Raw genomic sequence first — 25,057 nt, 5'->3', positions numbered from 1 at the left:
AAATTGCACTAAATGTACCAATGCCTTGCGATCACAGCAAGGCGTTGACGCATAAACATGGACTGAAACACGCAATTTCTAACAGATTCCTAACTTAGGTAGAAAAATCTCCATGAATTTGTGTGAATTATCCGGTTAATTTTTTTCACGCCACCAGATTACCCGGTCGTTGCCTCGGTACAATCCAAACTGTACTCGGCCTGAGACTTGATTTTCAAACGCGCTATTTTGATCATTGTAGGGACGCAACCAAGGCAACCCATGAGCATTGAGATCAAGCAAAGTATCAATGAATCCTTGATGACCCGCTCCCGGAGCCGTAAAGTTGATATTCGCGGCACCCAAAGCGAGCGTTTGACTGACTAAAGTAGGATAAACTTCAGGAGCCCCACCGGAACCTAAAGTTAGATCGGTCGGCGTTAAAGTGAAATTCGCAAGATCTGGTAACCTTGTACAGCTATCAAAGCTATTGATAACAAAGCCATTGGCAGTGAAGTATTCACTCGTGATTGGCTGACTTAACGCACTCGTTTCTGGGCCATAAGTGTCGTGGATCACCAGTTTTCCCCAGTGCAATTTCATCTCATCATCAATATCTGTAATCGTATAGTCTATGCAAGGACTGCTGGCTGTTTCGCGGTAGCAAACTCCATCAAGATCTGTAAGCTCGGATACCAAGAGGGTAAGATCTAACTTGCTGTTAAAAGGCACTATTGGTTGTGGTGGCTTTTGGTAGATCAATATCTCCCCAGAGAGTTCAATGCGAGAATCAACGCCATTGACTCGGTTCACACTCGTCAAATCGCTATCAAAGCTGATTGGTAAACTATTCACAGTATCGTTATATATTCGATTGTCCCACTGGCGATCATAACGCCACCAAGCACTGTCGAAATAATTGACCGTTTCACTGCCTGACGCGGATCTTGGGTGTAAGTAAATACCAGGATTGTCTTTATATCCAAACGGTTGCCCTAAATAACTGAACGATTCGTCATTAGGAGAAGTCACCTCACACTCAGCCTGTAAGCTGGTCACCACCGAAGAAGGAGAAAAATAGGCTGGGATAAAACGACCTATCTGGCCCGTTGAGGCAACGGCAATCGGCAGATTCTCACTCGCTAAATCGAGTCCAAGATACGTCGTTGGCGCGTTCAGCGAGAAATCAAACACCCCAACCTCACTCACTCTTTGTTGTACAGTCGTCAAACTGCCCATTTGATGACTATATTCCGCCTCGCCAAGATTACCCGGCACGCCTGTCGCTGGTGCGATTAGAGTATGTTTAAGCTCAATGTTTGCTTGTTGATAATTTGTCACTACTAAATTGTTAGTGAAATCATTATCCTCAATCGGTGCCTCCGCAACCGCTTTGATATTGAGATTAAAGTTTTCATCCGCCCTAGCAAAAATATCACAGCTAATATCGGCATTAGGACACGCTCCACTAACACCATAATAACTGGTCGCGCTGAGTACTAAAGCACGAGGAACTCGTATAAAAGTCGTTTGACCTGTTAGTTGCAAATCCTGCTCATCACCACTCCCAGTTAAACGAGCATTCAAAGCAAGGCTACCAGCCTCACGATAGGATACGTTAATGCTCGCCTCACCATTTTGGTTGAAATTGAGCACCACTGGCGTCGCAGTAGTGGATGACTGCCCTACCGTCACACTATTCACACCAACCGATAAAGCGCTAAAACCTTGCCCCCCATTAGGGCTCAAGTAATCACTCCAAAAGGAAACGGGTTTCTGTACATTTTGAAAACTAGGCAAACACAGTTGTGAAGCGTTATCTTTTCGTACCGCTTTAATGGTCCCAGTTACCGATTGATTGGCGTAGGAATTGGGTACATCCAAAATGAAGCCACTGTCAGCAAAGTTCATCGTGCAGTTACTGGTCAAAAAGGGGCCAGCATTCCCATTGTGGCTGCATAAAGTGTTATTGAAAGACATAGCCGTGGGAACGGAACCAGAAACATCAACGGTGACATTACCTGCGCTGTTACGCCTAAGTTGGGTGTTACCAACCCCATTACTAAATGAGATAGTTGAACCATTCACCCAACCGCCCGTTGCACTAGGTAGAGAGTTAGGGACTAAATAAGCAATAACCGGATCGGTAAATAAGTTATTGCAACTTTCATCGGCACACGCCGTCACAGACACGTCAGAAGCTGCACAAGTTAAACCTTGTGCAGGCAAAGAGATGCGAAAGTGATTAATTTGCTCGCCAACTGGACGAGAATTGAGCGCACAGACTTCGAAATTATCAATTTCATGGTTATTAGTCGAAGAGCCTGTAGAACCTGTAATGGACATAAACAGATCCGTAGGAACATTTTGTTGCGCCGCAAATGACATCACATCAACTGGCCCAATTAAAGTTTTCCAACTGGCAGTGCCAACTTTACGGCTTACGGTCACCAGCGACGTTGAAGCTTGAGTTGAGTCAATAACAATTCGGTAGCGGTGCTGAGGATTACCATTGGTATTATCTACCCTCGGATTTAGGCAATCTCCATTGGTATTGGTTGTGCCGTTATTACACGTGCCTGCTAAATAGTTATAACCGCTATAGCCGGAACCAGAACCTCTTAATACAACAGCTTGCCGCCTGCGGCCTGGACCATTCCCGCCACCTTCAATCGAATAATTACCATATTCATCCAATCCAATGCCTAACCAGCCGCCCGCAAATCCGGGTTTTTGCTCATTGACTTTATAACCAAAACCTAAAGGACCACCAAATGCTCCAACTTGAGGAGTGACAGAGGCATCAGAGAAGACAATCGCCACCCCATCAGCACCATTACCGCCATAGGCAAAATAGTCAAATTCAACCTCTACACGGTTCCCTGCCGCTGGGAAAATCCGTTGGAATGTTGAGGCTGTGGCTTGGTTTTGCAGCGCTTGTGTTAGTCGCATACGATTATTGATGATTGAAGGCGTAAAGTTGCCACTGCTACTGAATACTCGCCACTGCTCATCCAATGGCTGACTTTGGAAATCATCGCTAAAACATTGCAGCCCTGAACTTTGGCACAGATGACGTTCGTTATACAGATTGACAATCTGACTATCAGTGAGAGCTTTATTATAAATAGCCACCTCATCAAGCCTTCCGGAGAAAGTTCTGTTGTCGGAATTGTAATCTCGACCAATCTCCAAATTCACTGTATTGGTTTTGAGTGGTTGGTTATCGCTGTTTGTCGCCGCAACCACACCATTAATATAGATTTTTTGTCTCTCATTACTACTTGCTGAGCGGTTATAGCGAATGGTGATATGAGTCCAAGTATTTAGCGGAATAACATTGGATGTGGTTAGTGTATTGGCACCGCCAGAACTTCTCTCCCAATACCAAAAAACTCGCCCTTGGCTATCAAGGTGGAATTCGTAGTTAGTATCTTTCGCCACTATGGTATGCAAGCCACCATTCGCCGGGCGACTGACGGGGTACACCCACGCAGATATCGTTAGCTGGTCCGAGAAGGATAACTGGCTATCATGAGCCACTTGTACATATTGGTTTTGGTTGGCAACAAACTCGCCATAACCACAAGTACCGTAATTATTAATATTGGCGGGTAGCGCCGGTGATTGAGAACTGGTAAGCGCTCCATTCATTGCGCGGCCGTTAAGAGAAGAGCCAAACGCATTCTTGACTTCATTGAAAGCCCCACTCCATTGCACTTCATCAAAATGATAGCGCGCTACAGGAGAGGGATCACAAGCATTCAATGGATTAGATATGGGGGAACATGTACCAGTAATTGAACTATTGTTGACATTAACTTGGCCACCAGCATTATTAATTGCCGCATTAAAATCACCATAAGCCGTTGAGTCATTTAAGGTGATATCGTTAGAGGTAGTATTAATACTGACCTGAGAATCAGGCCTTCCTAGCTGGCTATTGTTTGCCGTGAAATGACTTGCCCCAGATACTGAACCGGAAGTCATATCCACCGAATTAAAGGTCACAGAGTTATTAGAGGTCATCGTAATATTGCCGCTATACACACTTCCTGTAATGACAATGCCTGATTGCGCCGTAATATTACCAACCACGTTTGCTCCAGTAATAACAACCGTTCGATCATTACTGGTTAAATTACCCTGCACGCTACCACCGTTGATAGTGACGTTTCCTCCCGTCGTAACATTACCGATTAAATTGGTGTTATTGAAAGTTACGTTGCTGCTGTTGGCTGAAACATCCCCATAAATCGTATTTTGAGAGCCTTGGCTGGCTATCGCTCCGTAGTTCGCTTGCAGACTTATCCTATTTGATGCGTTACCCACTTGGTTATTAATCAAATAAAAACCGTCATTGGCGATCAGTGTTGAGTCAACATCGGCGACAATCACATCACCATCATTTAACGTCACTTGACCATTACCGCTACAGGTATAACTGTTGCCAGATTTTTGCCACGAGGTATTACAAGGAGGATATTGATTATTGGATAAATTATATTGTTGGGCACAAACCCCACAGCTCATGAGCAGTATGCTAATCAGCCATTTATAGTGGATCACTTTTCACCCCCACTTCAATAACTCGCTGCAACATCCAATCACCAGACTGACAGCGCCCGGTTGAAGTCAGTTGATAGACAGTACGGCCATCATCCATTGTACCCACCAAATTACATTTAACCTGTGCACTACATTGTGCTAATCCTTCACTTTCAAACGTGAGTGATTGTACAGAATGATTATGGCAACTGCCGTCGGTTGTCGTTTGATAAAAACGACTCAGTTCAACGTTGATCGCCGATCGCGCCGCCATTTCGGCCCTTGTCCCTAACACCATCGAAACCAATTGCTGGCTATTGCGCTGTTGATTACGGTTCGCGACCGATGCAACAAAGCCGACCACCACAATGATAAAGATGACCAATACTAAGCCGCTGCCTTGCTGTTTACGGCGTGTTGTAGATAAGCGCATCATGGTCAAACTTTACCTCCTCGCCGCGGTCGGAAAATGTCAGTTCAATTTTCACTAAGCCGTTGCGTTGTAGCTCTGGCTGCGTGACGTAAAAATTGGCTTGGCTTATGTTTTCAGCCATCAATACTGGAGTGCCAAGCTGTTCAGGGCTGAGCGCACTGCGATTAAGCGCGTAATCCGCATAACGATAAATACGACTGTTCTGATAACAAAAAGCCACTGGCGTGCGATAAAAATAGACTCGCTTAGCTGGCGATTGAATTACAAACCCAGTCGGTTGTGTCAAGGCTACACCGACCATGCTTGTGTTGTTGGGTGATGTAAAATCCACATCTGCGTTTACTTGCGCTGTTTGCCCGCTGGCACTTGGCGTTTGGCGTAGCGAAGCGGCGTTGGTTGGAAACACGACCAGACGATCGCCATTGAATACCTTTTTGTCGATCGGTAACAACCGTACCGCAGCCGAAGGCGATTGCACGGTTGGCAGCTCGCTGTAGATCGCGCTGTCAGTGATCGGTAAAAACTCAATGCAACCATTTTCTACCATCACGCTGTTTGGTACCGCTTCACGCAGTTCTCGGCTCAGCCGCTCAGTAACAAAGCGCCCTTGTTGGATCAAAGCTTCGCGGGCGGTGGTATCAACATAAATACCCATACTTTGGCGGATCACAGAGCCTAAAAATAGCCCGACCACCGACAACAGAATAATCGCAATCACCATTTCAATCAGGGTAAAACCACGCATCAGAAATTGCCCTTAATCGCCGCAAACGGGTAGCGATTGCCCTTCGGGTCAATGATCACCACAGAAACCCGCTTATAGTGAGTCCGTTGGTTAGCATTCACTCCGCTGAGTTGCCCACCACTATCTTGCTCATAAAATACTTGAATCTCAACGTTATAACGTTGGTAATCAGCACTGATATCAATGCCTAATACGTCTTTAACCGATCCCGTTAGGCCATGGAAATCATCCACATCGTTGTACAAAGTATTATTGGTTTCACTAGGTTCGGGACCAAGTTGCGCAATAGACGTACACACTTCTCGTCCTGATGTTGTCACTAATACACACTCAGGTACTCCACCATTAGGGCCGGAGTTTTGGTCAAAGGCTCGGCCCATTACTTCATCCATAACCGCGCGGCCTAACTCGGCGGCTTTTACCGCCAGCACCTGTTCAGCGCTTTGCTGCGAGCGAGGATAAAGCGCGGCTGTAATGCCTGTCATGGCTATTGCCGTTACCGTGATAACGATGATCATCTCAATGAGAGTAAACCCGCGCGGCGCGTTAACACGCATAAATGTATCCCTCATTATTGATGCACACTTGGCGAGATTCACCCGATTGCAGATTATTTAAGGTAACGGTGCAGTTTGCCGTTAAGCACTGCGCGGCGCGGCCTAAACTATCAAAATCTAAAAAATAGCTGCCATCGTTATTGGTTAACGTCAGGGTGATATCGTTCGCCGCCGCGTCAACAAAACTACTGTCGGTTGCAGGGTTAGGCAGTGAAGTGGTACAGACAGCAGAAGAAATAGTTTGAGGGAAAACTTGCTGCGCTTGATTATTGCTGACCAACCAGCGATTACAGAGGTCGGTGCGCTGCATGGCGCGGTTTTGGGTCAAACGCAGTGAGGCCAACACTTCGCTTTGTGTGGTCACGCTTGAAAAGGAGGATATGCCGGTATAACGGCTTGCGGCGTACACAGCAACAATGCCCAGCAGCACAATAACCACGACCAGTTCGATCAACGTAAAACCACGCCGTGCTGCTAAATGTTGCTGCATTTTATACCTCTAGCGAAAAAACAAGTGCTTAAAGTATATAAGAAATTTCCGTAGTGGGCTTAAGTTTTACTGACTTTTGTGGATGAGAAATAACTCTCGTTATAGATAAAGTAAAGGCCAGCAACGCTGGCCTTTAGTATTAGCAGCCAGTATCAGTCACTGCTGTAGAATACACCGCACTGCTAGTAGCTTGATTATAAGTAACAGCACATGTTGTACTTGTGTTTGATTTAAAACCATATGTAATTGAAGTGGCCCCACTGGTAGCTACGTTCCAGTCTGAATTAAGACCAACTACTGCATTACCAATTCCATCACTGCTAGCTTTGGGATAACCATAAATAATCTGAACATTATCTACAGCTCCCGAAGCCGATTTTTCCAGACCTGCCAATGCTGCTTTACCATAAACAATACCCGCGGCCCCATCAATTGCACCTTTTAAACCCTGCAAGGAAGCTTTACGTGCATCTCCCTGAAAATTCAAAAAACGTGGTGCTGCGGTGACGGCGAGAATGCCGAGAATGACAATCACAACCACAAGTTCGATTAGGGTGAAACCGTTTTGTCTTTTCATAGTTACTTTCTCTCTATGTTTTAATCAATGCGCAGACTTACTGCAAAGTGACGGTCACACGACCAGTTTTTATCTCATACACAAACTGGTGTGCGGTTCCGCCCTCTTTTTGCACATAAGTACAAGTGGCTTGACCGTCATCGGCTTGTGCTGAATATTTTACATTAGCGTTATTGGCTGCATTAGCGACTGTGTCAACTTTTGGTGGGTTTTGCAGCAAATTATCCATTAAATCAATACATGACTGATCCGTAATCGCCGCTGGATAACTGGTATTATCGGTATTGAGCGCCAACGGATAACCGTCCCTAAAACCTGTTGCGGCCCCGCTGCTATCTGTAGAGCGAGTCAGCCAGAAATTGACACCATCATAGTTGACGGTGTTTTGTTTTTCCGAGCCCAAAGTCACAGAGGTTCTTGCCTGAGCTTCCCACTGAGCACGCGCCGATAGAACACCAGTAGCAAAACCACCGGCAACCCCTTCGATGCTGGCTTTTTTCGCTTCATCAGTGACATCTAAAAAGCGGGGTAGCGCTGCAACGGCTAATAAGCCGACAACCACAATCACTACGACTAATTCAACTAAGGAAAAGCCCGTTTGTTTGTTATCCATGCTCTACCTATCTCTTTGTTATTACCGTGTATTATACGCACTTGTTCTCGCATCGCTACGGGGCGAGTGCCCATTTCACTGCTTATGTCGAAAACTCATGCTGAAAAATCGACGCTTACTGTAAACTTATCCCTTAAAAGTTCAATGGTTATCACCTGTTTTTGACTGTAAACATAGCGGCATTGATACTGATTTGCTTGATGTGCCGACTCAATTGAAATCACTTTGCTTTCAAGCAGTTGTTCATCTGGGTATAGCAGGCTTAACCAATAACGACAATCTATACTTGATTCATTCTCAGCCAATGGTAATACCCAGCCCGTTGCACTCATATTGAGTAATCGACCATTCGCGATTAAAGTTGAGGGCCGCCCCTTTAATAACCAATCTTGCTTATAAAAATTGGCACTTTCTACGATTTTACTGCTCGCCATCGCTAATGCGGTTTGATTGGCTTCTTTTTCTATCGACTGCCATGCTGATAGCAAAGCCATCAAAAGAACAAAGACAATCAACCCCCAAATTACGAACTGAGAACGCTCTATCGCCGTTTTCATCTGACAACCTTTATCCTTTGATCGCGTCGAGCATTCCCCACATTGGCAAAAAGATGCCAAGTGCCAGCACCAACACCATAGCGGCAACAATCACCAATAAAATCGGCTCTATACGCGCGGTGAGGGTTTTGAGATCGTAATCCACCTCTCTATCGTAGAAGTCCGCGACTTCAAGTAGCAACTCATCAATGCGCCCTGTCTCTTCACCCACCGAAATCATCTGAATAACTAATGGCGTAAAAATATTGGCGTTTACCGCGGTGGTGGATACGCTTGTTCCCGCTTCAATGGCAGCTTTCATTTCTAACAGGCGAGACTCTAGAAATTTGTTATCCAGCGCTTCGGCAGATAATGCTATCGATTGGTTTAACGGCACCCCTGCTTTCAGCATCAAGGCAAAAGTTCGAGAAAAACGCGCCAATTGCGCTCGGTTCACTATGCCGCCGACAATGGGCATTCTTAAACGAAACTTATCCCACTTTTGGCGCCCTGCGGCTGTGCTCAACCAAGCTCTGAAAGCAAATAAACACCCAAGCAATACGCCTATCATCATCGGCCAGTAGTTGACAAAGAAATCTGACATACCAATTAAAATGCGAGTTGGCAGCGGTAAATCAACCCCGAAACGGCTAAACATGCTAGTAAATTGTGGGATCACTTTAACGTTGAGAATGAACATCGCGACCAAAATAAAGCTGATGACAAAACTCGGATAACGCATCGCCGTTTTAATCCGTTTACGAGTTTCGACTTCTTGCTCGTAGTAATGAGACAATTGCAGCAAGGCTTCATCAAGCCGCCCTGTGTTCTCACCGACGTGGATCATCGACACAAACAACGGGCTAAAGACTTTCGGGTACATCTGCATTGAGCTCGATAAACTGCGCCCGTTGGTTAGCTCATTACTAACCGCTTCCAATGCTTCTTTAAGCTGTTTATTGGCACAATTTTGGATAAGTCCTTTCATCGAGCGCAGCAGCGGCACACCCGCCTTGGTCAAGCTGTAAAGCTGACGACAGAAGATCACCAACACCTCAAGTGGCACACTTGGGGTAAACAGCGATTTCCAATCAATCGAAAAATCAGCCCCTTGGTCTGACGAAATTAAGGTCGGAATGACGCCTTTGTTAAATAGCGCTTCCGCCGCGAGCTCTTCCGTCGGCGCATCAACATGTCCAGAGGTTTTGCTACCATCTAAATTTCGACCCTGATAACGATACGTTGGCATGAGTAACCTTAACTATAGATAGATGGCTTGAATGATGCCGGATGAATCACCTTCACCTAAGCTCATCACTTCATCTAAACTGACAACCCCTTGTAGCGCCAACTCCATCGCCGAAGCTAGCAGCGGTTTGTACTGCTTCGACTGACGAGCGGCTTGCGCAAAACTAACCGCATCGTTGGCGCGTAGCGCATCCATCATTTCATGTTCAAGTTCGAGCATTTCAAAAACCCCAATTCGCCCACGGTACCCCGTCAAATTGCAGTTCTGGCACCCACGCCCACGCGTAAAAGCCGCTTCAACTTGATTTGGGAAACGCACCGTCAGCCACTGTTTACGGGCTTCATCAACCTCATCAACCGCTTTACAATCGGGGCAAACTTTACGCACTAAACGTTGGGCAACCACCGCCCGCACGGCGCTGGCCACTAAATAACCCGGCGCGCCCATGTCCATCATGCGCAAGGCGCTATCAACCGCATCATTGGTGTGTAAGGTGCTCAACACTAAGTGGCCGGTTAAAGCCGCGCGCAAACCAATTTCAACCGTTTCTTGATCGCGCATCTCCCCGACTAGAATAATGTCCGGGTCTTGACGCAAAAAGGTTCTCAGCACCGTTGAGAAATCAAGGTCAATTTTAGGGTTGATCTGCACTTGGCTGATGCGTGGCAATCGGTACTCAACCGGATCTTCTGCGGTAATGATTTTTTTACCGGGAACATTGAGCTCTGATAACGCGCCGTATAGCGTCGTCGTTTTCCCGGAGCCGGTTGGGCCGGTCACTAAGATCATGCCGTGTGGACGTTTAAGTTGATGACGTAAACGCTGTAAAATACCATCAGGAATACCTGACTCTTCCAGTTTACGAACTCCGGATGATTGGTTGAGCAAACGCATCACCACCGATTCACCGTATTGTACTGGCATGGTCGACATACGAATATCGACCGATTGACCTTTGGCTCGGATATTAAAACGGCCATCTTGTGGGAGGCGTTTTTCTGAGATATCAAGATTGGCCATCAATTTTAAACGCAGCACTAAAGCCGAAGCGATGTTGGTTTCATTGAGTAGGGTTTCGTGTAATACCCCATCAATCCGCTGGCGTAAACGCAATACGTTAGCATCAGGTTCGATATGAATATCAGACGCCCCGACCTGAATCGCATCTTCAAATAGAGAGTTGATGAGCTTAACAACGGTCACTTCATCGCTGTCATCATCACCGATATCGAAATCAAAGGCGGTATTGCCTTGGTGTTCCAGTTGTAGCTGCTCGGCAAAGGACGCAATCTCTTTGGTGCGGCGATAGTAACGATCAAACCCTTCAACCAATTGTTTTTCTGGAGCAATAACAAATTCAAAACTGTATTGGGGTAATTGAGTGAGCAGAGATTCTTGAGCAAACAGATCCGCCGGATCACTCATTGCGATGCGCAGCGTGTCGCCATTTTTACCAATGATTAAGGCGCGTAAACGGCGTGCATGTACCTCCGGGAGGATCTGCACTGCATCAATATCGACATTGGCTCGGCTGAGATCGATCAGCGGCAGCGAAAGTTGCTGCGATAAGAAGCTAAGCATCTGCTGCTCTGACAAAAAGCCGAGTTCGATCAGCGTGTCACCCAGTTTACGTCCACTGCGTTTTTGCGCAGCGAGCGCTTGTTCAACTTGATTTTCAGTGATGATCCCTTCTTCAACCAGCAGATCACCTAAGCGTTTTCGTAGCTTAATTTGCACTCGCACTCTCCTCTAAACTGCTTAGTACGACTAGGCGATCACGAATAAATAGTTGCGACTGACTCGAGAGGCCAACTTTCGCAAGCGCTTGTTGGTAGGTATATTTGGCCGCCTGAAAATCCATCGTGCGCTCTTGTGCTATCGCAAGCCCTAACCACCAGCGTGCGTTCTCAGCATCAAGCTTGACTAAGCGTTGATAGCTTTCTAATGCGAGTGAATCTTGCTTGGCTTTTTGTGCCAAGGCTGCCCTTAGCGAGAGATAATCGATCGAAGCATTGTCAGGTAAATGAACTAACGGGGTTAACGCCGCTTCACTCTGCTTCTCTTTAATCAGCAATTTAGCTAACGCGATCCGCAAACTTTCTCCGTTATGATTGAGCTTTATACCGCTTTGTAAAATTTCAAAAGCTTTGCGCGCATCACCTTTGCCGTAATAGAGCGCGGATAATTTTTGACGGGCGAGTTCATTTTCTGGGGTAAAGCGTAGCACTTCACTGTACGCATCCAGTGCCTCTTTGAGCTCATTGCTGTCCACAGCTTTATCAGCGCGGCTCATTGCTTTTACCGCCAGTTGCTCTGGCGTCAAATCCACTTGTTCAATCAAAACACTTGAGATTTCTTGGCCACTTTCAGCACCGAGCGCGACCGCACGGTTAGAATGCAACGGCTGTTGATTGGCTAAGGCCGAATCCTGTTTAACCGTCACTGTGGGCATTGCTGAATTTGACGTTTTTTTGTCTACTGCAACAACGGCAGTTTGGTAAACGGGACGGTGAACCGGAACAATTTTGGTGGTCGGGGAAACAAGCGCAGGCGAAGAGCTTCGCTCATCAACCTCTAACAACAGGCTCTTAGGTTCATTCACTATCGCTTGATTGGCCAGTGTCTGACTGACCACGGTTTGGCTGACCATAGTTTGACTGACCATAGTTTGGTCAACCGCAGCTTGGTCAACCATAGCTTGCTGCTGTGACACCGCCCATCCACCGACCGCTAAGCTAGCAGCAAACCCGGCTACCATCCACAACCAAGCGCGGCTGCGTTTTACTTTCGCAACTTGCGCTGGTTGCAAGTTCACCACCGATTGGCGTTGCGCTTGTGCCAGTTTTGATAGTGCATCGTTCATCGCACTCATGATTGACTCCATCCCCACATAAAAGGGCGTTTAAACTTAGGCTTACAGGTATCAAACGTATCGTGAATCGCTGTAAATAGGTGCTGATTGCGAATCGTGCTGTCGTTTTGCGTAAAAGCCAGCAACAGAGCTTTGTGACATACTTGGTTAATCAAACGAGGGGTGCCATAACTGGCTCGCCACAACGCTTTTTTCTGTTCAAGATTAAACAGTTGCGCATCACCTCCGGCTTTGCTCAAGCGGCTCTCGATATAAGCGACTGTTTCATCTAAAGAGAGCGGCCGCAGATAAGCGCTAAAAGTAATTCGTTGGCGAAATTGGCGCAGATGGTGCTGCGCTAAACGCTCATCGAGCTCTGGTTGGCCAATCAACACCAGTTGCAACAACTTTGTGTATTCTGTTTCTAAATTGCCGAATAAACGCAGCACTTCTAATGCATCGTCTGGTAACGCTTGTGCTTCATCAACAATCGCGACTACTCGTTTCCCCTGCTGCTTTAGCACAATCAATTGTTGCTGAATACGATCAACAACATCCGCATCATCTTGCTTACTAAGGCCTAGTTCGCTGGCGACAGCTTGGCGAAGTTCTCGACCATTAAGCGCTGGGTTGGGTAAATAAATCAGTGCAATATGATCATGTAAATAATTGATCAACATACGACACACCATGGTTTTTCCGGTTCCGACTTCTCCGGTTATCTTGATCACCCCTTCGCCTAAATCAATGGCAGCACTCACTGTCTGAATCGCCTCGTAATGTGGCGCTAAGCCTAAAAACAGTGATGTATTAGGCGTGAGATGAAAAGGCAGTTGCTCAAAACCAAAGTGCTCAAGATACATGATGTTTATTCTTCGTCTGGGAACCACTCCTGTAGTAGTTCACGCGAGCGTTCGAGCTCTTTTTGCCACGTATTAACACCCACAACCGTTGGTTTAAGCAAAATCACCAATTCGGTTTTCTCAGTCAGCTCAGAGGTGTTACGAAACAGATATCCTAAACCGGGTAAATCCCCCAAAAAAGGGACTTTAGATACTTGATTGGAGGTGTTGGATTTCATTAATCCACCAATCACCACCACGTCACCATCTTGTGCACGGATTACCGAGTCTGATTCGCGGATCGTACTGCGCGCTAATGGCAACACAATTTGGTTGCCTGCATATTCAATTTGTTTCGTCTGCTCGTCGACTTCAATCACAGCGGGGTGCACGTGCAATAGCACATTGCCTTGGTCATCAATTTGTGGCGTCACGTCAAGCGAGATACCCGAGAAAAAAGGCGTTAGTTGGATATCTGGTGCAACATTGGAGTTATCGCCATTACCAACCACACCCGTTACGTCAGTGACATAGTATTCATCGGTGCCGACTTTGATCACCGCTTTTTGGTTATTAGCAGCGGTGACTCTTGGACTGGATAGGACATTCAAATCCCCTTGAGTTCCCATGAAGTTAAGCACTGCTTTAAAACTGCCATCTGAAATGGTGACATTGGTTTGGCCTTGCAGCAGAGTGCCAATCGCATCCATCCCCGGCAGTAACGAGGCCGCACTACCGACCTTATTAATCACAACATCACCATTGCCAAAGGACATATTTGACCAATTGATCCCTTGCTGGTAACCATCGCTCAAGGTGACTTCTAAAATTTTTGCTTCAAGGATCACTTGTCGCTGCAGACGTTGCTGAGAAATGCCTAAAAACTCTCGCACTTCACGTATTTCATCTGGGTAGGCTCGAACAGTGATTACGCTCGCTTGTGGCGTGACAACAACGCCTTGACCTTTGCCCGAGCCAATCAGCTGTGCAACTGCTTTTTCAAGCTGCGGCCAGAAATCGCTTTCACTGGTGGTTTCAATTTCCGTTCCACCTTTCGAATTACTGGATGAGTTACTCGAATTGGAATTAGAACTGGAATTTGAGCTAGAACTACTCGAGGAACTAGAACCGGTATCCGTATTAGTGATCGTACCGGTGGTGATGGAAGTTAAAGAACGGCCCGTACGTTTAAGTTGTAAATAATCGACCGGGATAGTCACCGTACGCAGGCCTGACGGGTAAACCTGAATCACTTTACCCTTTTTAATAATTTCATAGCCATACATGTCACGAACGACGGCCAATACATCATCCAAAGTCACGTCGGTTAGATTTACCGTTACACTTCCAGTAACTTCAGGGTGGATGGCGGCACTAAACTCAGTTCCTTTCACTAAACTGGCAAAAAATACCCTTGCATCCACATTATCAGCTTGGATACGAAAGCGTTTAACCGTTTCTTGACTGCGCGCTGTGATTCCCTCAATGTCAGGCATCAAGTCAGCTTCTACGGAGGCCGGTAGAACGGCTAGATTTCGGCTGTTGGCTTCATTAATCGCCTGATTCAAAGACTGTTTCATCTCAACTGGATCGCGATGTCCCATGGAACAGCCCATTAAGGATACGATGACTACGCCTAATACGATTTTACGCATACGATTTCTATACCTTACTGCTTGATGTCCAGAGAAAAGAGGCCTAAATCCCACGTCTTTCCTCTGCGAGAAAGGGTCACTTGCTGTGGCTCAATGGCTTCTACTGTGTAGCCAAATAGCGACTCTCCGATGCCAACCACTTGATCGTTAAGCACTGCCACACAAGGTATGGTTTGTTGGCATACAATACTTTGCAACCTAGGTAGCGGGTAACTCTCTATCTTATTGACAGGTGATGCGCTCTCACTCGCCCAACCTAATGGCGCGGTAGGATCTTGCGCTGCCCAACTACTGCATACAACACACATCAACAGCAGTGAAAAAACGGATCTAACCACCAATAAACTCCTGTCTAATGCCTAATGTGTACACTTCCATAATGACTCTGGCTTGGGGGTAATTTTCTACCTTGTATTGGAAATGACGCCAATAATACTTCATCGGTAAACTTTCTAAATTGGTCAAATAATTCAATATCGCGAAGTAATTACCGGTGAACTCCAATCTCACAGGATGAACATAATAGCCTGAATATTCAGATGATTGGTTGTTATTTGCAATCGGCTCTGCTGCCAATGACTCCATGGAGACCAACGTCAACTCTGGGCTGGTTGCCAAAACACTTTCAAGCAATTGCGCCATCTTCGCGGGTGTAATCAGTGAATCAACCAATGCTGCCAGCTCAAGCGAGAGAGTTTGGCTCTGCGTCATTAACTGTTTGAATTCTAGATTGATCTCTTGATTAGGATCTTTATTAAGCTTAGCAGTCAATAACAGAATTTCACCTTGCATTCGCTGGTTCATCTGCTCAACAGACTGAAGCTGTAACCGATTAGCCGCCACCGATTTCATCGCAGGCTCGAGCAACAAGCTAAACAAGAGCAGTGTAATCACCACTAAACCACATAAGGCGATCAACATTTTTTCACGCGAACTGATGGCTAAAAATTTGTTGCTGATGCTCTGCCAATTCATTGGCTATCCTCCGCTTTAGTTTTAAGCTCAAAGATGAGAATGCCTTGCTCATTGCGCGCAATTTTTAACTTTTCAAAACTACGTCCCACTAGGTTCAGTTCGCTTTTAAACTGACTTAACCAGTTTGGAATATCTTTCGCCTCTCTAGCCAAGCCTTGCAAATCGAGCTGCTCATGATGAATGGTAATGGTCGTTAATGAAATATCATCACGGCTGAGTGTGGCGAGCGAACGCATGACTCCTGAGTAACCGACCTGTTGTGATTGGTCAAACTCATTAATCGAATCCAATGTGGCTTGTTTGCCCTTAATTTGCTGCTTCAAACGCTCAATCGCCGCCATTTTTTCAACCGATGGCTTATGCTTATCAACTTTCTGTTTGGTCGTTTCTAATTCAGCAGCAAGGACTTGATTTTGCACTTGTTTGGCTTGTAGCTGCTGTTCCAATTGACTATTTTGCCATTGATAACTGGCATAGGCCAATAGCATCACTAAAGCGACAATGCCCCAAATCGCGCAGACCATGGACAGTGAAAAATACTCTTTCTTCGGCTTCAGATGCGCCGGGTATAAGTTGAGCATTGAATCGTCAATGCGAGTCACTTGCTCCACCAGCAGATGCGCCGAACTCGGTAGCCGCTCATCAAGCAGGGACACTTTGACATTTAGGCGTTCATTTAATGCATCGACCAACTCTTGCTGCACTTCTTCATCACACAGCACTTTTAGCTGATGTAATGAGGCCCCTTTAAGCTGCGAGGAAAGGTAATCGATCGAACGTTGCAGTTCTAACGCTAAGCCATCCAATTGCAGAGCCGAGCTAGCAACACCTGTAATCGGTGGCACAACCCCTCTCATTGTGCGTTGAAAACAGCATTTTCGGTCCACAAATGCGTCAAACTTAAAACTGCTATTTTTACTGCGCTGTAGCAGTAGAAAATGCTCAAGATCACCGGCACTTCTCGCCCACACTTCATCTTCGGGGATGACTTTGCCTAACTCTAAACCCATCGTACTCAGTTGCGACGCCACTTCCAATACCGTGCGTTTTGAGACCACGTAGGCTTGAATTTTATTATCTGCGAGTAACGGAAAAGCATCAGCGATGATATCAGTGACTTTCTCTGTCACCAGATCTTTCAATAAAAATGGCAGGGCGACTGACCACTCTTCTTTGGGTAACTGCGGTTTTTCTATTTGATAAGTTTGATAAAAATGAGCGTGGAGGACAAGGTTAATTACCGTACCCTTGATGTTGAGCGGTTTGAGTGCGTGAAAGAGTACCTGTTGCCACGTTGCACCATCAAGCGGGATCTCTGTCGGCAAAGTCGCATCATCCAAAGCCGAGAAATAGAGAGCATCAGGTCTTACGACAACGAACAATTGCCGCAACGTCGCTTTAGATGGTTTTAATTTATCAATCAGTGACTGAAGATTCATATAGGTTCGCTTTTATTTTTTACGCCAACGATTTCTTCGCCCTAAGGTCACGCTAGGGCTAATTATTTTCTCAGGTAACAAAGGCTGTTCTTCTTCAAACAGTCGGCCTTGCCCACCATGAATGCCTAGGTTTTTTAGCGTTTGCCACTCTTGTTCTGTTTCGACACCGACCGCAATAACTTGAGTCTGAGTACCGCCACAAGCACCGATCATGCTACGAACAAACAGCTGATTTTCATGCCGTTGATCTATTTTCTTCATCAAACTGCGGTGTAACTTAAGGAAATCAATCTTAAGATCTTTTATGTAGTGAGTGCTGACAATCGTTCTGCCAGCCTGCCCTACTACTACCTTAGCACCGAGACCGGAGATCATCTTAATAACGGGGCGCATATAATCGAGATGCTGTACTAATCGGCCTTCAGGAAACTCAAAGGAGAGCTGCGATCGGCTACTCGAGGTCAGTTGCAGCAATTCATGTCGAAACCACTTAAAATACTGCTTATCGGCGAATGGAATCACATGCAAGTTCACTGACACATTAACCTTAACTTCAGAGCGTTTGAGTAAACGAACCACCTGCAGCAATACGGCTCGATCCATCACCATTTCATAACCTACAGTTTCTAAAGCAGAATGAAAGCGAGAGGCTTTTATAACACCTTGTTCTGGATCATCAATACGCGCAAACAACTCATCGTGCAGCCATACTAAATCATTCGTCTTTTCAAGCAAATAGCAAGGTTGACGGAATAAAATTATTTTCTCAGGCGTCAGCACCTGATCAAACAAAGTTCGCCAACGCACACTGCCCCGTTCCTCTTGGAAAAAAGTACTCTTTTTAAAGCGGCTCCACGTATTCACTCGCTGTAACTGAGCACTTTTTAAGGCCGTTTCTGCCTCATCCAACACTCGACCACGCCGCTCGCCTTCGCTGTACATACTGATACCTATATGGCACCAGTTTTCTTTATCGAGCGGCTCTGGAGGCGATATGCGCGCTAAAAGCTTCAAACATTGTGTAGCAATAGAAGCGACCTCTTTTACCCCTTGGTGCGGCACAAAAATGGCAAAATCGGTATCGTAATAGCGAGATAAAATCACATCCGGGTAACGCTGTATGACGTTAGAGATGTTCTCCCCGACTTCCACAACGAGATCATCCGCTGCTTTTTTATCATTTTCTTCGCACAGAGAATCCCAATCATCGATACGCACTAACAAAACGCCACCACGCGCGCCATTCTCTAACAAGGCTGATTCCAATTTGCTATCAAAAAGGACACGGTTGGCCGTACCCGTCAACTTATCTAAGAAGGTTTGGGTCCGGATAAAAGTATCAAAGCGGCTACGCTCTTGACGAGCATCTTGCAGCTCATCAATCAGGACATCAAGCGCCTCACTCGCCGTATAGGGCCACTCGCGGTGATCACCTTTGGCGTACTGCTCCACACGGCCGGCGAGAATCATTCGCCCTCGCTCCTCCAACAATTCAGATCCCAGCAATTGCTCTTTAAGCCACTTTACTCCACGAATCAAGCAAAACACGATGAGACCAACTGCCAACGTAATAGACCACATGGCACCCAATGAGTAGCTATAACTGAGATAGGGCGGAACTGCTTTAAAGCTGATGCTATAGCCTGGATTACGTTCAAGGATAATATCAATATGGTACAAACGGGCAGGGTCGACTTTGGACGAGGTATCTTTAAAACGGTAAATAACGCCAGCTGGTGAAGAGAGCTGCATTTCAACAATGCTACTGGCTTGCAACATTTTGGGCATCCAACGTTGCAATGAATAAGCGGCATCAGGATCTTCTATTTCTTTATCGACCACCTCCACAATTCCTGCTAGGTAGTGATTGAGATATTCTTGTCCAAGCCGTTGAAAAGACAAAGTTCCACCAATAAACAAAATGAACATTGCACTGGTTACGATGAGCGTAACAAAAGCTACTAACCGAGTACTCAGTTTCAGTGTTGGTGTATACCGCATGAATGCTGAATTCCTTTTCAACGTAAACTTTGTCGATCACTAAGCTGTGCTGACAAATAAGAAAATGCTAATAGTGATAACTATATAAAAAAGCCGCGGTTTTCGCGGCTTTTTTCGACATTCGAACGTTTAGAATGGGATGTCGTCATCAAAATCCATTGGTGGTTCATTATACTGAGGTTGAGCCTGTTGAGGAGCTGACTGCTGCTGTGGTTGCTTTTGCATCGCAGGCTGCTGAGGCTGCCCCCATCCGCCACCTTGTTGCTGTTGTTGTGGCATTCCACCTTGCGCTGGAGCACCACCTTGAGCACGGCCACCCAACATTTGCATCACACCATTAAAACCTTGTACGACAACTTCGGTGGTATAACGATCTTGTCCGCTTTGATCTTGCCACTTACGAGTTTGTAGCTGGCCTTCAATGTACACTTGTGAACCTTTACGTAAGTATTCACCAGCAACTTCGGCTAATTTGCCAAACAGCGCAACACGGTGCCATTCGGTTTTTTCGCGTTGCTCGCCAGTTGCTTTATCACGCCATGAATCTGACGTTGCAATGGTGATATTTGCCACAGCAGCGCCACCAGGCATATAACGAATTTCTGGGTCGTTACCTAGGTTACCCACTAAAATAACTTTATTTACTCCACGGCTTGCCATGTTTTGCTCCGTCTTCCATCATGAGTGTTCTTTAAATAGCTGACTAGGATACCACGCTTTATGCGAGGCACAAATCTTCACAGAAATAGTTGTCAAAATTCATCTCACAATCTTGCTCAATTTCCTATTTTTTAGAACCACTACCTCTAATTTAAGGATGACAAAACACTCAGTTACCTTACTATATGAAACTAAGCGCAATTTTATTTATCTCGTTGGCTTTATAACCTAATTTCCGTCATTTTCTAGACAGTTGTCTAACATTCTCGTCAAAAGGAAGTGACCATGAGAAAAGCAAACTATACCCGCACCATTTACTTTCTCTGTTTAGATAAAGAGCAAGAACACCCTTATATTGACCATTTAACCGATCGGCTTGGGCTGCCCATTCCTAAAATTGAGCCCGAAACCCTGCGCCAAACGTATTGCTCAGATAAACACAAAATATTGATGATTGACCATGCCGATTATGCGCAGTTGCAACGACGCTTGGGAAACTGCCCATTAAACAGTCAGCATCATGAAACGATCCTCATCAATGTGTTGCAAAGATTAACCACTAATGACTTATTAACCTTTGGCCATTTAAAAGGGCTATTTTATAAAAATGACACCTTAGATAAAATTGCATTCGGGCTTGGCGAAATCATTAATGGACAAAATTGGCTACCCAGACACGCTGTAAGTCAGTTACTGCACTACTATCGCTACGCGTTTGAGTCCCATACTGCTCAAGTGATTACAGACTTAACCGCCCGCGAAATACAGATCCTTCGCTGCTTACAAACTGGCGCATCGAATAACCAAATGTCGGAAGATTTATTCATCAGTGAATTCACGGTCAAATCACATCTTTACCAAATATTCAAAAAGCTATCGGTCAAAAATAGGGTCCAAGCGATTGCGTGGGCCAATCAAAATATTCTGTCTTAATTATGTGCTTTCACGCAGAATTTAACTGAGTTCACCGCTTTAGTGGTGATAGCGTTTCATAAAGCATGATAAGGTTGCGCCATCAATTAACAATTCAAATAAAAATAAGGTTATAGCATGATCAAAAAATGCCTATTCCCAGCCGCTGGCTACGGTACACGTTTTCTTCCAGCGACCAAATCAATGCCTAAAGAGATGATGCCAGTCGTCAATAAACCCTTGATCGAATATGGTGTTGAAGAGGCGATTCAAGCTGGAATGACCGGGATGTGTATTGTGACTGGGCGTGGAAAACACTCGATCATGGATCACTTCGATAAAAACTATGAGCTAGAGCATCAAATTAGTGGCACCAACAAAGAAGAGCTACTGGTTGATATTCGTGAAATCATTGATACCGCCAACTTCACCTACATTCGTCAACGTGAAATGAAAGGTTTAGGCCATGCGATTTTAACGGGTCGAGAGTTAGTCGGCGATGAACCTTTTGCGGTGGTGCTGGCCGATGACTTATGTGTCAATCAAGAAAAAGGGGTTTTGGCACAAATGGTCGCTCTGTATAAACAGTTCCGCTGCTCAATTGTTGCCGTTCAAGAAGTGCCTGAAAATGAAACACATAAATACGGTGTTATTTCCGGTGAAATGATCAAAGACGATCTGTTCCGAGTTGATGACATGGTTGAAAAACCAGAACCAGGCACCGCACCAAGCAATTTAGCCATCATTGGTCGCTACATTTTAACCCCAGATATTTTTGATCTGATTGAGCAAACAGAGCCGGGTAAAGGTGGCGAAATTCAAATTACCGACGCGCTACTCAAACAAGCGCAATCAGGCTGTGTATTGGCGTATAAATTCAAAGGCCAACGCTTTGACTGTGGTAGCGTAGAAGGCTATATCGAAGCCACTAACTACTGCTTTGAAAACATGTACAAAAAGAACGAACAAAAAGTCGCGTTGGATAAACATTCGACTCATAAAGCTTAAGTAACCGAATGCGTTAGTAACCTAGCGCCTCCCCAATAAAAACCACGGCAAGTCCCGTGGTTTTTATTTACTGTTTTTTTATCCAGTACCTATTTGCACAAAACTCACACTATGCAATACTTGCTTAACTTGTGTTACATAGAGCCTAGATGATGGACAAAATTGAAGTTAGGGGCGCTCGAACCCACAATCTGAAAAATATCAACCTGACCATTCCACGCGATAAATTAACGGTGATTACAGGGCTATCAGGCTCGGGGAAGTCGTCTCTCGCCTTTGATACACTCTACGCAGAGGGCCAACGCCGCTATGTTGAATCGCTGTCTGCCTATGCACGCCAATTTTTATCTTTGATGGAAAAACCGGATGTTGACCATATTGAAGGTCTTTCACCGGCTATCTCTATTGAACAAAAATCAACCTCGCATAACCCTCGTTCTACGGTTGGCACCATTACCGAAGTTTATGACTACTTGCGTCTGCTTTATGCGCGAGTCGGTGAGCCGCGCTGCCCTGAGCACAAAGTTCCACTTCGCGCTCAAACCATCAGCCAAATGGTTGATAAGGTATTGGAGTTAGCTGAAGGTTCAAAGCTGATGCTGCTAGCTCCGATTGTAAAAGAGCGCAAAGGTGAACACGTTAAAACGCTGGAAAACTTGGCCGCGCAAGGTTTTATCCGTGCCCGAATTGATGGTGAAACGTGCGATCTGACTGATCCACCAACCCTTGAACTACACAAAAAGCACACCATTGAAGTGGTGGTTGATCGCTTTAAAGTTCGTCCTGACCTACAGCAGCGCCTAGCCGAATCCTTTGAGACAGCGCTCGAATTGTCTGGCGGTATTGCTGTGGTTACTGACATGGATGGTGAAGGCGAACAGATTGTATTCTCAGCCAATTTTGCTTGTCCACACTGTGGCTACAGTATGCAGGAGTTAGAGCCTCGGCTGTTTTCATTTAATAACCCAGCGGGCGCATGCCACACCTGTGATGGTTTAGGCGTACAACAATATTTTGACCCTGAACGCGTTATCCAAGATAGCCAACTCAGCCTCGCGCAAGGAGCGATTCGTGGCTGGGATCAGAAAAATTACTACTACTTCCAGATGCTCACGTCACTCGCTGCGCATTATGATTTTGATTTACACACCCCATTTAACAAACTGCCTAAAAAGGTTCAGGAAATCATCTTGAAAGGCTCGGGGAAAACTGAGATTGAGTTTAACTACATTAATGACCGTGGTGATATTCGGGTTAAACGCCATCCGTTTGAAGGCATTCTCAATACACTTGAACGGCGTTATCGCGATACAGAATCTAACTCTGTCCGTGAAGATTTGGTGAAATACATCTCGACTAAGCCTTGTACCAGTTGTAATGGCACCCGTTTACGCATCGAAGCTCGCAACGTATTTATCAATGACACCGCGCTCCCGGAAGTGGTGGAACTGAGCATTGCCGATGCCTTGCAATTTTTTCAATCTCTTGATTTAGAAGGCCAACGAGCACAAATTGCTGAAAAAGTAATGAAAGAGATCAATGACCGTTTGCATTTCCTCGTCAACGTTGGGTTGAATTATCTCAACCTTTCTCGGAGTGCTGAAACCCTATCAGGAGGCGAAGCACAACGGATTCGCTTAGCGAGCCAAATTGGCGCTGGACTCGTTGGGGTAATGTACGTCTTAGATGAGCCATCGATTGGGCTCCACCAGCGTGATAACGAACGGCTATTAAAAACGCTCACACATTTGCGCGATCTAGGCAACACGGTATTAGTTGTAGAGCATGACGAAGACGCGATTCGTATGGCCGATCATGTAATTGATATTGGCCCCGGCGCTGGTGTGCATGGTGGGCAAGTCGTCGCAGAAGGGAATGTGAATGACATTATTTCCAACCCTAATTCGCTCACGGGACAGTACCTGAGCGGCGCGAAAAAAATTGCGATTCCTACCGTGCGTACCCCAAGAGATCCCAAGAAAACAGTGGAGCTTATCGGCGCGTCGGGTAACAACCTCAAGACGGTTGATTTATCAATTCCTGTTGGTTTATTTAGCTGCGTAACCGGAGTTTCAGGCTCCGGTAAATCAACCTTAATTAATGATACCTTTTTTAAAATTGCTCATACGGCCTTAAATGGAGCCACCACAGCAACGCCTGCTCCATATCAAAAAATCAAAGGGTTAGAGCATTTTGATAAGGTCATCGACATTGACCAAAGCCCGATAGGCCGAACTCCCCGCTCAAACCCGGCCACCTATACAGGCATTTTCACACCGATCCGTGAGCTATTCTCGGGCACTCAAGAGTCTCGCTCTCGAGGCTATAAACCGGGTCGTTTTAGCTTTAACGTTCGCGGTGGACGCTGCGAAGCATGCCAAGGTGATGGTGTGATTAAGGTTGAAATGCACTTTTTACCCGATGTTTACGTGCCATGCGATGTGTGTAAGGGCAAACGCTATAATCGTGAAACATTGGAAGTCCGCTACAAAGGCAAAGCGATTGATGAAGTGTTGGAGATGACCGTCGAAGATGCTTACGCTTTTTTTGAGCCCGTACCGATGATCGCTCGCAAACTCAAAACTTTGATTGACGTGGGTTTATCCTACATACGCCTCGGACAAGCGGCGACGACGTTGTCAGGGGGCGAAGCTCAACGCGTCAAACTGGCTCGTGAACTATCAAAACGCGATACAGGAAAAACCTTGTACATTTTGGATGAGCCAACGACTGGCTTACACTTCCATGATATCCAACAGCTCTTGACCGTACTGCATCGCCTACGCGACCACGGCAATACCGTGGTGGTGATTGAACACAACTTAGATGTGATTAAAACCGCAGACTGGGTGATCGACTTAGGGCCAGAAGGTGGACAAGGCGGCGGCGAAATTATTGCTCAAGGAACGCCCGAAGATGTGGCGCAGATCGAAGGTTCACACACAGCACGCTTTCTTAAGCCTATGTTGAAATAGAAAAAAACGGTA

At 45.8% G+C, this 25,057-nt stretch carries 21 protein-coding genes; 3 read left to right on the top strand and 18 right to left on the bottom strand.

Going from position 1 to position 25,057, the window contains the following annotated elements; genetic code table 11:
- Positions 1 to 135 precede the first annotated feature (135 nt).
- The 18 genes from AACT42_RS21330 to AACT42_RS21245 all read right to left on the bottom strand — a co-directional run bounded on the left by AACT42_RS21330 (position 136) and on the right by AACT42_RS21245 (position 20,150).
- Complete coding sequence (locus AACT42_RS21330) at positions 136 to 4,548, bottom strand: DUF6701 domain-containing protein (RefSeq protein ID WP_094133404.1); 4,413 nt, start codon at positions 4,546 to 4,548, stop codon at positions 136 to 138.
- The gene (locus AACT42_RS21325) at positions 4,535 to 4,963 is read right to left on the bottom strand and encodes an MSHA biogenesis protein MshP (RefSeq protein WP_094133403.1); all 429 of its coding nucleotides are present in this window, start codon (positions 4,961 to 4,963) and stop codon (positions 4,535 to 4,537) included. Before AACT42_RS21325 ends, AACT42_RS21330 begins: the two co-directional genes overlap by 14 nt.
- Positions 4,935 to 5,705 carry a PilW family protein gene (locus AACT42_RS21320; RefSeq protein WP_094167954.1) on the bottom strand — a complete coding sequence of 257 codons (771 nt, stop codon included), beginning with the start codon at positions 5,703 to 5,705 and terminating at the stop codon, positions 4,935 to 4,937. Before AACT42_RS21320 ends, AACT42_RS21325 begins: the two co-directional genes overlap by 29 nt.
- Positions 5,705 to 6,262 (bottom strand): type IV pilus modification PilV family protein, encoded by a 558-nt coding sequence (locus AACT42_RS21315; RefSeq protein WP_176429063.1) that lies wholly within the window; start codon positions 6,260 to 6,262, stop codon positions 5,705 to 5,707. The genes AACT42_RS21320 and AACT42_RS21315 overlap by 1 nt, the downstream gene beginning before the upstream one ends.
- A complete protein-coding gene (locus AACT42_RS21310; protein WP_094133105.1) occupies positions 6,252 to 6,752 on the bottom strand; it encodes a prepilin-type N-terminal cleavage/methylation domain-containing protein in 501 nt (166 codons plus the stop codon). Before AACT42_RS21310 ends, AACT42_RS21315 begins: the two co-directional genes overlap by 11 nt.
- A gap of 139 nt (positions 6,753 to 6,891) precedes the next feature.
- On the bottom strand, positions 6,892 to 7,329 hold the full coding sequence (locus AACT42_RS21305; protein WP_010320594.1) for a type II secretion system protein: 438 nt from the start codon (positions 7,327 to 7,329) through the stop codon (positions 6,892 to 6,894).
- A 37-nt stretch (positions 7,330 to 7,366) separates the two neighbouring features.
- On the bottom strand, positions 7,367 to 7,942 hold the full coding sequence (locus AACT42_RS21300; protein ID WP_013857881.1) for a prepilin-type N-terminal cleavage/methylation domain-containing protein: 576 nt from the start codon (positions 7,940 to 7,942) through the stop codon (positions 7,367 to 7,369).
- Between the two features lie 95 nt (positions 7,943 to 8,037).
- Positions 8,038 to 8,499 (bottom strand): hypothetical protein, encoded by a 462-nt coding sequence (locus tag AACT42_RS21295; RefSeq protein ID WP_017050659.1) that lies wholly within the window; start codon positions 8,497 to 8,499, stop codon positions 8,038 to 8,040.
- A 10-nt stretch (positions 8,500 to 8,509) separates the two neighbouring features.
- Positions 8,510 to 9,727 carry a type II secretion system F family protein gene (locus tag AACT42_RS21290; protein ID WP_013857883.1) on the bottom strand — a complete coding sequence of 406 codons (1,218 nt, stop codon included), beginning with the start codon at positions 9,725 to 9,727 and terminating at the stop codon, positions 8,510 to 8,512.
- 12 nt (positions 9,728 to 9,739) lie between these two features.
- Positions 9,740 to 11,464: a GspE/PulE family protein gene (locus AACT42_RS21285; protein WP_094133106.1), complete on the bottom strand. Its 1,725-nt coding sequence runs from the start codon at positions 11,462 to 11,464 to the stop codon at positions 9,740 to 9,742.
- Positions 11,454 to 12,599, bottom strand: coding sequence for a tetratricopeptide repeat protein (locus AACT42_RS21280; protein ID WP_094133107.1), 1,146 nt, complete (start codon positions 12,597 to 12,599; stop codon positions 11,454 to 11,456). The genes AACT42_RS21285 and AACT42_RS21280 overlap by 11 nt, the downstream gene beginning before the upstream one ends.
- Positions 12,596 to 13,441, bottom strand: a complete 846-nt coding sequence (locus AACT42_RS21275) for an ExeA family protein (RefSeq protein WP_161441856.1) — start codon at positions 13,439 to 13,441, stop codon at positions 12,596 to 12,598. The genes AACT42_RS21280 and AACT42_RS21275 overlap by 4 nt, the downstream gene beginning before the upstream one ends.
- 5 nt (positions 13,442 to 13,446) lie before the next feature.
- Complete coding sequence (mshL, locus tag AACT42_RS21270; protein ID WP_017047100.1) at positions 13,447 to 15,075, bottom strand: pilus (MSHA type) biogenesis protein MshL; 1,629 nt, start codon at positions 15,073 to 15,075, stop codon at positions 13,447 to 13,449.
- Positions 15,076 to 15,089: 14 nt separating this feature from the next.
- Positions 15,090 to 15,416: an MSHA biogenesis protein MshK gene (locus AACT42_RS21265; RefSeq protein WP_017043833.1), complete on the bottom strand. Its 327-nt coding sequence runs from the start codon at positions 15,414 to 15,416 to the stop codon at positions 15,090 to 15,092.
- Complete coding sequence (gspM, locus tag AACT42_RS21260; protein WP_094133109.1) at positions 15,406 to 16,050, bottom strand: type II secretion system protein GspM; 645 nt, start codon at positions 16,048 to 16,050, stop codon at positions 15,406 to 15,408. The genes AACT42_RS21265 and gspM overlap by 11 nt, the downstream gene beginning before the upstream one ends.
- The gene (locus AACT42_RS21255; protein WP_094133110.1) at positions 16,047 to 17,489 is read right to left on the bottom strand and encodes an MSHA biogenesis protein MshI; all 1,443 of its coding nucleotides are present in this window, start codon (positions 17,487 to 17,489) and stop codon (positions 16,047 to 16,049) included. The genes gspM and AACT42_RS21255 overlap by 4 nt, the downstream gene beginning before the upstream one ends.
- A 12-nt stretch (positions 17,490 to 17,501) precedes the next feature.
- Complete coding sequence (csrD, locus tag AACT42_RS21250) at positions 17,502 to 19,490, bottom strand: RNase E specificity factor CsrD (protein ID WP_094133111.1); 1,989 nt, start codon at positions 19,488 to 19,490, stop codon at positions 17,502 to 17,504.
- A 129-nt stretch (positions 19,491 to 19,619) separates the two neighbouring features.
- A complete protein-coding gene (locus AACT42_RS21245) occupies positions 19,620 to 20,150 on the bottom strand; it encodes a single-stranded DNA-binding protein (RefSeq protein WP_019282036.1) in 531 nt (176 codons plus the stop codon).
- 285 nt (positions 20,151 to 20,435) lie between these two features.
- Here AACT42_RS21245 and AACT42_RS21240 point away from each other — a divergent pair, with 285 nt between their 5' ends.
- From AACT42_RS21240 to uvrA, 3 genes are all read left to right on the top strand, one after another.
- A complete protein-coding gene (locus AACT42_RS21240) occupies positions 20,436 to 21,083 on the top strand; it encodes a LuxR C-terminal-related transcriptional regulator (RefSeq protein ID WP_064624269.1) in 648 nt (215 codons plus the stop codon).
- Between the two features lie 117 nt (positions 21,084 to 21,200).
- Positions 21,201 to 22,070 (top strand): UTP--glucose-1-phosphate uridylyltransferase GalU, encoded by an 870-nt coding sequence (galU, locus tag AACT42_RS21235; RefSeq protein ID WP_013857894.1) that lies wholly within the window; start codon positions 21,201 to 21,203, stop codon positions 22,068 to 22,070.
- Between the two features lie 152 nt (positions 22,071 to 22,222).
- The gene (uvrA, locus tag AACT42_RS21230; protein WP_026029161.1) at positions 22,223 to 25,045 is read left to right on the top strand and encodes an excinuclease ABC subunit UvrA; all 2,823 of its coding nucleotides are present in this window, start codon (positions 22,223 to 22,225) and stop codon (positions 25,043 to 25,045) included.
- Positions 25,046 to 25,057 lie beyond the last annotated feature (12 nt).

The sequence above is a fragment of the Vibrio sp. V15_P4S5T153 genome (assembly GCF_963874485.1).
In the GTDB taxonomy this organism is placed as follows: domain Bacteria; phylum Pseudomonadota; class Gammaproteobacteria; order Enterobacterales; family Vibrionaceae; genus Vibrio; species Vibrio anguillarum.
This window is presented reverse-complemented; position numbering and strand designations above follow the sequence as displayed.

Bases quoted from the DNA above. Each gene is read 5' to 3' on its own strand.
- galU (WP_013857894.1), top strand. From the start codon at position 21,201: ATGATCAAAAAATGCCTATTCCCAGCCGCTGGCTACGGTACACGTTTT.
- AACT42_RS21320 (WP_094167954.1), bottom strand. From the start codon at position 5,705: ATGCGTGGTTTTACCCTGATTGAAATGGTGATTGCGATTATTCTGTTG.
- AACT42_RS21315 (WP_176429063.1), bottom strand. From the start codon at position 6,262: ATGCGTGTTAACGCGCCGCGCGGGTTTACTCTCATTGAGATGATCATC.
- uvrA (WP_026029161.1), top strand. From the start codon at position 22,223: ATGGACAAAATTGAAGTTAGGGGCGCTCGAACCCACAATCTGAAAAAT.
- AACT42_RS21290 (WP_013857883.1), bottom strand. From the start codon at position 9,727: ATGCCAACGTATCGTTATCAGGGTCGAAATTTAGATGGTAGCAAAACC.
- gspM (WP_094133109.1), bottom strand. From the start codon at position 16,050: ATGAATTGGCAGAGCATCAGCAACAAATTTTTAGCCATCAGTTCGCGT.
- AACT42_RS21310 (WP_094133105.1), bottom strand. From the start codon at position 6,752: ATGCAGCAACATTTAGCAGCACGGCGTGGTTTTACGTTGATCGAACTG.
- AACT42_RS21300 (WP_013857881.1), bottom strand. From the start codon at position 7,942: ATGGATAACAAACAAACGGGCTTTTCCTTAGTTGAATTAGTCGTAGTG.
- AACT42_RS21305 (WP_010320594.1), bottom strand. From the start codon at position 7,329: ATGAAAAGACAAAACGGTTTCACCCTAATCGAACTTGTGGTTGTGATT.
- AACT42_RS21255 (WP_094133110.1), bottom strand. From the start codon at position 17,489: ATGAATCTTCAGTCACTGATTGATAAATTAAAACCATCTAAAGCGACG.
- AACT42_RS21280 (WP_094133107.1), bottom strand. From the start codon at position 12,599: ATGAGTGCGATGAACGATGCACTATCAAAACTGGCACAAGCGCAACGC.
- AACT42_RS21240 (WP_064624269.1), top strand. From the start codon at position 20,436: ATGAGAAAAGCAAACTATACCCGCACCATTTACTTTCTCTGTTTAGAT.
- AACT42_RS21245 (WP_019282036.1), bottom strand. From the start codon at position 20,150: ATGGCAAGCCGTGGAGTAAATAAAGTTATTTTAGTGGGTAACCTAGGT.
- csrD (WP_094133111.1), bottom strand. From the start codon at position 19,490: ATGCGGTATACACCAACACTGAAACTGAGTACTCGGTTAGTAGCTTTT.
- AACT42_RS21295 (WP_017050659.1), bottom strand. From the start codon at position 8,499: ATGAAAACGGCGATAGAGCGTTCTCAGTTCGTAATTTGGGGGTTGATT.
- AACT42_RS21275 (WP_161441856.1), bottom strand. From the start codon at position 13,441: ATGTATCTTGAGCACTTTGGTTTTGAGCAACTGCCTTTTCATCTCACG.
- mshL (WP_017047100.1), bottom strand. From the start codon at position 15,075: ATGCGTAAAATCGTATTAGGCGTAGTCATCGTATCCTTAATGGGCTGT.
- AACT42_RS21325 (WP_094133403.1), bottom strand. From the start codon at position 4,963: ATGATGCGCTTATCTACAACACGCCGTAAACAGCAAGGCAGCGGCTTA.